Origin of the sequence: Pseudomonas sp. MMS21 TM103, from assembly GCF_022132145.1 — a bacterium.
Lineage (GTDB): Bacteria > Pseudomonadota > Gammaproteobacteria > Pseudomonadales > Pseudomonadaceae > Aquipseudomonas.
The window spans coordinates 417,534-425,989 of sequence record NZ_JAJISP010000004.1; the positions used below are offsets into that span (position 1 = coordinate 417,534).

The 8,456-nt window shown below is 54.8% G+C and carries 11 protein-coding genes, 4 tRNA genes and 1 rRNA gene; all 16 read right to left on the reverse strand.

All coding sequences use genetic code 11. The annotated features are described in order from the left end of the window. Positions 1–120: 120 nt before the first annotated feature. Positions 121–486 carry a 50S ribosomal protein L7/L12 gene (rplL, locus tag LJY18_RS15430; protein WP_238042682.1) on the reverse strand — a complete coding sequence of 122 codons (366 nt, stop codon included), beginning with the start codon at positions 484–486 and terminating at the stop codon, positions 121–123. A gap of 81 nt (positions 487–567) precedes the next feature. Next, positions 568–1,068, reverse strand: coding sequence for a 50S ribosomal protein L10 (gene rplJ, locus LJY18_RS15435; RefSeq protein WP_238042683.1), 501 nt, complete (start codon positions 1,066–1,068; stop codon positions 568–570). 213 nt (positions 1,069–1,281) lie between these two features. Continuing rightward, positions 1,282–1,977, reverse strand: a complete 696-nt coding sequence (gene rplA, locus LJY18_RS15440; protein WP_238042684.1) for a 50S ribosomal protein L1 — start codon at positions 1,975–1,977, stop codon at positions 1,282–1,284. Then, positions 1,977–2,408: a 50S ribosomal protein L11 gene (gene rplK, locus LJY18_RS15445; RefSeq protein ID WP_090505833.1), complete on the reverse strand. Its 432-nt coding sequence runs from the start codon at positions 2,406–2,408 to the stop codon at positions 1,977–1,979. Before rplK ends, rplA begins: the two co-directional genes overlap by 1 nt. A gap of 117 nt (positions 2,409–2,525) precedes the next feature. Further along, positions 2,526–3,059, reverse strand: coding sequence for a transcription termination/antitermination protein NusG (nusG, locus tag LJY18_RS15450; RefSeq protein WP_238042685.1), 534 nt, complete (start codon positions 3,057–3,059; stop codon positions 2,526–2,528). Between the two features lie 9 nt (positions 3,060–3,068). Continuing rightward, positions 3,069–3,437 (reverse strand): preprotein translocase subunit SecE, encoded by a 369-nt coding sequence (gene secE, locus LJY18_RS15455; protein ID WP_238042686.1) that lies wholly within the window; start codon positions 3,435–3,437, stop codon positions 3,069–3,071. Positions 3,438–3,480: 43 nt separating this feature from the next. After that, positions 3,481–3,556: transfer RNA gene (locus LJY18_RS15460), tRNA-Trp, on the reverse strand. A 54-nt stretch (positions 3,557–3,610) separates the two neighbouring features. Beyond that, positions 3,611–4,804 carry an elongation factor Tu gene (gene tuf / locus LJY18_RS15465; protein WP_238042687.1) on the reverse strand — a complete coding sequence of 398 codons (1,194 nt, stop codon included), beginning with the start codon at positions 4,802–4,804 and terminating at the stop codon, positions 3,611–3,613. Between the two features lie 84 nt (positions 4,805–4,888). Then, positions 4,889–4,964 (reverse strand) — tRNA-Thr (locus LJY18_RS15470). Positions 4,965–4,990: 26 nt separating this feature from the next. Beyond that, a tRNA-Gly gene (locus LJY18_RS15475) sits at positions 4,991–5,064 on the reverse strand. A 24-nt stretch (positions 5,065–5,088) separates the two neighbouring features. After that, a tRNA-Tyr gene (locus LJY18_RS15480) sits at positions 5,089–5,173 on the reverse strand. Positions 5,174–5,314: 141 nt separating this feature from the next. Beyond that, entirely contained in the window at positions 5,315–5,986 is a 672-nt protein-coding gene (locus tag LJY18_RS15485; RefSeq protein ID WP_238042688.1) for an SPOR domain-containing protein, read from the reverse strand. 8 nt (positions 5,987–5,994) lie between these two features. Further along, a complete protein-coding gene (locus tag LJY18_RS15490) occupies positions 5,995–6,741 on the reverse strand; it encodes a pantothenate kinase (protein ID WP_238042702.1) in 747 nt (248 codons plus the stop codon). Then, positions 6,731–7,693 (reverse strand): bifunctional biotin--[acetyl-CoA-carboxylase] ligase/biotin operon repressor BirA, encoded by a 963-nt coding sequence (gene birA, locus LJY18_RS15495; protein ID WP_238042703.1) that lies wholly within the window; start codon positions 7,691–7,693, stop codon positions 6,731–6,733. Before birA ends, LJY18_RS15490 begins: the two co-directional genes overlap by 11 nt. Before the next feature lie 306 nt (positions 7,694–7,999). Next, positions 8,000–8,209 carry a hypothetical protein gene (locus LJY18_RS15500; protein WP_238042689.1) on the reverse strand — a complete coding sequence of 70 codons (210 nt, stop codon included), beginning with the start codon at positions 8,207–8,209 and terminating at the stop codon, positions 8,000–8,002. A 150-nt stretch (positions 8,210–8,359) separates the two neighbouring features. After that, positions 8,360–8,456: ribosomal RNA gene (rrf, locus tag LJY18_RS15505) — 5S ribosomal RNA — on the reverse strand; the annotation flags it as partial.

Consider the following 8,456-nt stretch of genomic DNA (forward strand, 5'->3'; position numbering starts at 1 on the left):
TTGTTCCCATTGAGGGCCGACTAGTGATTAGCCGACCTACAACGGAAAAAGGCCGGTGGCAAAAGCCACCAGCCATCAGCCTTACGCGAGTCGCTCAGGCTGTAGACGCAAGGTCGTCGCTTACTTGAGCTCGACTTTAGCGCCAGCATCTTCCAGGACCTTGACTGCAGCTGCAGCTTCGTCCTTCGAAACACCTTCTTTGACAACGCCAGGAGCGCCATCTACTACGGCCTTAGCTTCTTTCAGACCCAGACCGGTCAGTTCACGAACAGCCTTGATCACGTTTACTTTCTTCTCGCCAGCTTCCAGCAGCACGACGTTGAATTCGGTTTGCTCTTCAGCTACAGCAGCAACGGCAGCAGCCGGGCCAGCAGCAGCAGCGGCAGTAACACCGAACTTCTCTTCCATTGCCTTGATCAGTTCAACAACCTGCATCACGGACATGTCGGAAACGGCGTTGATGATGTCTTCGTTGGTCAGAGCCATGACTCTAAATTCCTGTATTGGGGGACAGCCTTCGCGGCCATCAAATTAAACAAATAAGATTGAAAGACGACGCAGCCAGCCTTAGGCCGCTGCAGCTTCTTTCTGGTCGCGAACAGCCGCCAAAGTACGAACGAACTTGCTGGTAGCGCCTTGCATCACGCTCATCAGCTGAGAAATCGCTTCGTTGTAAGTCGGCAGAGTTGCCAGTACGTCGATCTGATTGGCTGCGAGGAACTGACCCTCGAACGAAGCTGCCTTGATCTCGAACTTGCTCTGACCCTTGGCGAAATCCTTGAAAATACGAGCAGCAGCGCCCGGATGTTCGTTGGAGAACGCAATCAGGGTCGGGCCTTTGAACACGTCGTTGAGCACGTCAAACTGAGTACCCTCAACGGCGCGGCGCAGCAGGGTGTTACGCACGACTTTCACGTACACACCAGATGCGCGGGCCTCTTTACGGAGTCCGGTCATTGCAGCTACGGTCACGCCACGGGCATCAGCCACGACAGCGGACAGGGCAGCTTTGGCAGCCTCGTTGACTTCAGCGACGATGGCCTTTTTGTCTTCGAGTTTAATTGCCACGGGTTTACTCCTGGATGTTACCGTTTCGTCCAACCGAAGCTGGACGGCGTTTTGGTGTCTGATTCGGTAAGAATCGGGAGCACCATCTGCGTAGGCTGCCGGAGATCACTCTCCGGGTTTAAGGCTTGCACCACCTACGGTCTTGGATAGCCCCCGCCAGGCAGGGACCCCAATTTTGCAGGCTGACGCAATCACTTGCGCCAGCCGAATTCATTACGCGTCGAGCGAAGCTTGGTCGATAACCAGACCAGGACCCATTGTGGTGCTCAGGGTCACGCGCTTGACGTAGATGCCTTTCGAAGTCGACGGCTTGAGACGCTTCAGATCGGAGATCAGCGCTTCAACGTTCTGCTTCAGCTTCTCGGCATCGAAGCCAACCTTGCCCACGGAACCGTGGATGATACCGTTTTTGTCGGTACGGAAACGTACCTGACCAGCCTTGGCATTGCGCACTGCAGTGGCAACGTCTGGAGTCACGGTACCTACTTTCGGGTTCGGCATCAGGCCGCGCGGACCGAGAATCTGACCCAACTGACCAACAACGCGCATGGCATCCGGGGATGCGATGACTACGTCATAGTTCAGGTCGCCGCCTTTCATTTCAGCAGCCAGTTCATCCATACCCACGCGATCAGCACCAGCAGCCAGAGCAGCTTCAGCTGCAGGGCCCTGGGTGAACACGGCAACGCGAACGCTTTTGCCCGAACCATTCGGCAGCACGGTAGCACCACGTACAACCTGGTCGGATTTACGCGGATCAACGCCCAGGTTCACAGCGACATCAACAGATTCGGAGAACTTGACAGTCGACAATTCAGCCAGAAGGGTGGCAGCTTCAGAAAAGTTGTAAGCCTTACCGGCTTCAATTTTCTCAGCGATTGCCTTTTGACGCTTAGTCAGCTTAGCCATTACACACCCTCCACGTTGAGGCCCATGCTACGAGCAGAGCCGGCGATTGTACGCACGGCAGCATCCATATCAGCGGAAGTCAGATCAGCCTGCTTGGTCTTGGCGATCTCTTCCAGCTGGGCACGGGTCACAGTGCCAACCTTTACGGTGTTCGGACGAGCCGAACCGCTGGTCAGGCCCGCAGCCTTCTTCAGCAGAACCGAAGCCGGGGTGCTTTTGGTTTCAAAGGTAAAACTGCGGTCGCTGTACACAGTGATGATCACTGGGGTTGGCAGACCGGGCTCCATACCCTGGGTCCTGGCGTTGAACGCCTTGCAGAACTCCATGATGTTCACGCCATGCTGACCCAATGCCGGACCTACTGGCGGACTCGGGTTAGCCTGTGCAGCCTTTACTTGCAGCTTGATATAAGCCGTTATTTTCTTAGCCATGAGCTACTCCAATTACGGGTTCTAGCGCCTTACGGCTCCCCGATGATTTACGTATTTATCCCAGTGACGACAAAACCCCGCAGCTTGTGACTGCGGGGTAAGGGATGCTTGTGTCAGTTACGCCTTTTCGACCTGACTGAACTCCAGCTCGACCGGAGTGGAGCGACCGAAAATAGTCACCGCCACCTGGATACGGCTTTTCTCATAATTCACTTCTTCGACTACACCACTAAAGTCGGCGAACGGCCCGTCAACGACGCGAACCATCTCACCCGGCTCAAATAGGGTCTTCGGCTTGGGCTTATCGCCACTGTCAGCGACGCGACGCAAGATGGCATCTGCTTCCTTGTCGGTAATGGCTGCCGGCTTATCCGCAGTTCCACCGATGAAGCCCATGACCCGAGGCGTATCCTTGACCAAGTGCCAAGTGCCTTCGTTCATGTCCATCTGCACCAACACATAACCAGGAAAAAATTTGCGCTCGCTTTTGCGCTTCTGGCCATTGCGCATCTCCACTACTTCTTCAGTAGGGACCAGAATCTCACCGAAACCATCTTCCATACCGGCGAGCTTTACACGCTCGATCAACGAGCGCATCACATGCTTCTCGTAACCCGAGTAAGCATGCACAACGTACCAACGCTTAGCCACGGGACACCTTTAACCGACTACAAACGAAACAAGCCAACCGAGCAAGGTATCTAAACCCCACAACAGCAGCGCCATAACCAGAACAACAGCCACGACAATCAACGTAGTCTGCGTGGTTTCCTGGCGGGTTGGCCAAACGACCTTACGAATCTCAATGCGCGCTTCTTTTGCCAGCTCGGAAAAAGCCTGCCCCCTGGCCGTCTGCAGCGCGACAGCGCCGGCAACGATCGCAAGGACAAGCAAGGCCAGCACACGGTACAGGATTGGCTCAGCAGAAAAGTACTGATTACCAACCACGCCCGCCACTACCAAAGCGGAGACCACAACCCACTTCAGCAGATCAAAGCGCGAATCTTTGGCTTCAGCCTTAACAGTCATTTACGAGGATCCTGTAAGAAGACACGCCAAATTCGTTAGAAAATGGCAGGTCAGGAGGGAATCGAACCCCCAACCTGCGGTTTTGGAGACCGCCGCTCTGCCAATTGAGCTACTGACCTAATACTAAAATCAGGCCGACCATTATGCCGACCTGAGAGGGACAGATCAACCGATTACTCGATGATCTTGGCAACCACGCCGGCACCAACGGTACGGCCGCCTTCGCGAATCGCGAAACGCAGACCATCTTCCATGGCGATCGACTTGATCAGGGTAACAACCATTTTCACGTTGTCGCCCGGCATTACCATTTCAACGCCTTCCGGCAGCTCGCAGTTACCGGTTACGTCGGTAGTGCGGAAGTAGAACTGCGGACGGTAGCCCTTGAAGAACGGAGTATGACGACCGCCTTCATCCTTGCTCAGGACATAGACTTCTGCTTCAAACTTGGTGTGCGGCTTAACACTACCCGGCTTGGCCAGAATCTGACCACGCTCGACGTCGTCACGCTTGGTGCCACGCAGCAAGATACCGCAGTTCTCACCCGCACGACCTTCGTCGAGCAGCTTGCGGAACATCTCAACACCTGTACAGATGGTCTTGACGGTAGGACGCAGGCCTACAATCTCAACTTCTTCCTGGATCTTGATGATGCCGCGCTCGATACGACCAGTCACAACGGTACCGCGACCAGAGATCGAGAACACGTCTTCAACAGGCATCAGGAACGGCTTGTCGATAACGCGTACCGGATCCGGAATATAGGTATCCAGAGTCTCAACCAGCTTGCGCACGGCTGTGGTACCCATCTCGTTGTCGTCCTGGCCATTCAGGGCCATCAACGCCGAACCGATGATGATCGGAGTGTCGTCGCCTGGGAAGTCATACATCGACAGCAGGTCACGCACTTCCATCTCAACCAGTTCCAGCAGCTCAGCGTCATCCACCATGTCAGCCTTGTTCAGGAAGACCACGATGTAAGGAACGCCGACCTGACGGGACAGCAGGATGTGCTCGCGAGTCTGAGGCATCGGGCCGTCGGCAGCGGAGCAAACCAGAATAGCGCCATCCATCTGCGCAGCACCGGTGATCATGTTCTTCACATAGTCAGCGTGGCCCGGGCAATCTACGTGAGCGTAGTGACGGATGTTGGAATCGTACTCAACGTGGGAAGTGTTGATGGTGATACCACGAGCTTTTTCTTCCGGAGCGCTGTCGATCTGCGCGAAATCACGTACGGCGCCACCGAAAGCTTCGGCACACACCTTGGTCAGCGCAGCAGTCAGAGTAGTCTTGCCGTGGTCGACGTGGCCGATAGTACCTACGTTAACGTGCGGCTTATTACGTTCAAACTTTTCTTTAGCCATCTCGACTGCCTCCAAGCGAAGAATTAAGCAAGTCATACCGCCATTAAAACAAAGGCAGATACTTTCATATCTGCCTTTGCTGAATGGAGCTCATGAGCGGACTCGAACCGCTGACCTCACCCTTACCAAGGGTGTGCTCTACCAGCTGAGCTACATGAGCGTTACACATTGCGCCAACCACAAACATGGAGCGGGTAGCGGGAATCGAACCCGCATCATCAGCTTGGAAGGCTGAGGTTCTACCACTGAACTATACCCGCTGAGCTTGTAGCTCACGCTAAATCTGGTGGAGGGAGAAGGATTCGAACCTTCGAAGTCGATGACGTCAGATTTACAGTCTGATCCCTTTGGCCACTCGGGAATCCCTCCAAAAGGAGGCGGCATTCTCTTTAGAAGCCACCCTACTGTCAAGCAATTTCTCATTAAAAACCTGAGGTTAGCTGCACTGACAGTAACTCTGCAGATTTGCCGTTAAAGCCACTCTGCGAAGCGGGCGCCATTCTATGCAATCTAACGAGCGGTTGCAATGCTTTCGCACGGCATTAATTGATGCTGCAACCCATTGAAGTCAAAAGCCAAACTCTCCAACAGCGAATCGCTGACCAATTGACGGCTTTCGGGCGAGATTCGCACCCAATAGCTTCGATGAGAACGCGGCAATTCCCTCAACTCGGAGTCGTAACCAGCATCACGCAGACGCTGCATCACCCCCCTTGCCGAGTCCTCACGCGGAAAAATCCCCAGCGATATTCCGTTAGCCAAATCTCCCTGGGTGATGATGTAGCTGTCTATCTTCCTCGCCTGCAACTCTTTCAATTGCCGAAGCGAGGCCTGGCGTGAAGCCAGTGGCGGTAAATACACCCAATACTCGACTTCTGCTGCGGCATCCATCGCTTGCACGCGCGAGCGAATATCGAGGCTGACAAGCCGCTGCTCTACTGCAGCAGCTGAAGACTCCGACTCAAAGTCTCCGAGGAAAAGACAGACTGCCCCAGCGACCACAGGCGGCGCCTGATCAAGCCGCACAGGCTCATCAGACTCACTCAACAGCTGAATATCGCGCTTACTGTCTTGGACAAGGGCCAGCGGGGCAACCTCTTTAGGACGCAATGGCGCCTGCTGCTGGTTCCACACGTAATAGAACAGATTCAATACAATCAACAGCAAGAACATCCAGCGCATGCATGACCTCAACGCAACGGACAGGCGATTGCCAATCCGATAAAGACCAGGTCAGGGACTACTTGAGCACCCGGCAATAGGTTGACCACCAAAGAAGCATCACCCCCCGTCAGGAAGACCACGAAACGCCCCCCCCAGTAGTCGCGAGCCATATCCAGCTGGGTATGAACAAACCCCTGCAGCATCAATGAGCAACCGCGCTCAACCGCCTCAGCCGTTGTGCGCCCGGGCGCAAAGCCCTGCATCGCCTGCGTGGCAAGTCGATCGTCATAACGCGTTCGGCGAGTGTGTGTGTGCAATTGATTACGCATCAAAGGCACACCAGGGCAAATAAAACCGCCAAGGTGTCGACCATCAGCATCAACAAAGTCAGAGGTCACGGCAGTGCCCAAGTCTAGTACCAAGCACGCCTGACGAGCTTGCTGGTATGCAGCAACCAGCGCAAGCCAGCGATCAAGCCCTAGACGCTCATACTGCTCATACCCATTACGCACACCGGCCAACTCCACGGCCGCATGCGCACAAACACACTCTATGCCAAATGCTCGCTCGAGCGCATCGACAAGACGCGTTGTTTCTTCATCCGAGCGCACACTTACCAAACGACAAGCACGCAGATTGAGCAACTGCTGCTGCACGGCCTGAATAAGCTCTTCATCGGTACCAACAACACCGCCACAGCCCGCACTCACGCCACTTTCTGTGACGATCCGCCATTTGATAAAGCTATTTCCACAATCGAGCTCAAGAATCATCATTCAACCTCAAACTGAGCTCTCCACCACTAAAGCTTTGCTCTACCCCGGCAACCCGCAAGCGAATGGCACCCGTCTGGTCGACGCCCAACACCACCCCCTCAACCGGACTGGCACCCATGGTGAGCTTCACATGACGCCCCTGCCATAGATGATTTTCTTCCCACTCAGCCCTCAAAACCGAAAAGCCATGCTTTTCATGCACACCTAGATACAGTGATAACTGGCGATTAAGCTCAAAAACAAACTCATTGCGATCGACCAGGCTCCCGAGCTCTGAACGCATTGACGTCCACGGCTGATCGATATCACCCTTCTCAGCGAGCATGTTCACATTGACTCCGATACCTATCACCACGTGACATACATCAGCCGGATCGCCAGACAACTCAAGGAGAATACCCGCTATCTTGCGGCCATCGACCAATACATCGTTAGGCCACTTCAACCCCGCAGCTACCACCCCGACTGAACGCAGCGCACGAAGCAGAGCCAAGCCCACAACGAGGCTCAACCCCTCAAGCTGACGCATACCGCCATTCACTTGAAGCGCCAGGCTGTAATAGAGGTTCTCACCAAAGGGGCTCACCCAATTACGCCCTCGACGCCCCCGCCCAGAGGTCTGGCGCTCCGCCATTACGATAAAAGGCGGCACCTGACCGCTCACCAAACGCCTCAATACCTCTGCATTAGTCGAATCCACAGTGGGCAGAATACTTAATGGCCAGCCCCCTGCAGACTCACTGGCAGGCAGAACATCCTCATCCAATAGAACAAGCTGACTCTCCAAGCGGTATCCACGCCCACGGACTCTATGAACAGGCAAGGCTAACTCAGCCTCCAAGGACTTTAATTGCTTCCATATCGCTGAGCGACTGACACCCAAGGCGGCGCCTAGCGCTTCGCCCGAATGAAAACGTCCATCTTGAAGCAGCCTTAGTAGTGGCAACATGCTGATCTCACTGGGTTGCAAGGCACGCATGATAACGGCGCGCCTACAGGTTGTGAAACTGCGCGAAAAACCCGGCTAGAGCGCGACACGCCTATTCAATTGAAGGAAGCGCAACGTGCCGCATAGCATGGCCCTTTCGCATCACCTCATTCATCATTTCGTTTGAAATCTGATATCGAAGCCTTTACAGGGGTGCATAACCAGGTACCAGGAAATGGCATTTAGCTGTTCTTGGTCGTGCCCCGACAAGGCCGGCTCCTTGGACAGGTACTTGCAAATTAGGCCTTGGCTTCCACCAATGCTGTCTCAGTCGAGGCGGTGCAGCATCGCCAGTATCTCGCTCAGCGCCGGCCCGTCCATCGCCCGGCTAGAGGTGCTGCGTACCCCCATCTCGCGCAACTGCTCGAGCAAAGCGGTTTTATGCTTGCCTGGGAAAGACAAAGCCAGCACATAGAGCACCGCCTTGTAGGCATCCGGCAGGGCGGCAAGCCCGAAAGGGGTCACAGGGGCGGACATCGGCAAACTCCAGCCTCAGAAGGAACAACAGGACGCGAGATATTAACAAACCGCAGGGTTGAGCGAGCGCAAGGCTGCTGGGATTGATATTTCCGGCGCGCAAAGACAAACCCCCCACCTGCTCACGCAGATGGGGGGTTTGGAATATAAGCTTGACGATGACCTACTCTCACATGGGGAAACCCCACACTACCATCGGCGATGCATCGTTTCACTACTGAGTTCGGGATGGGATCAGGTGGTTCCA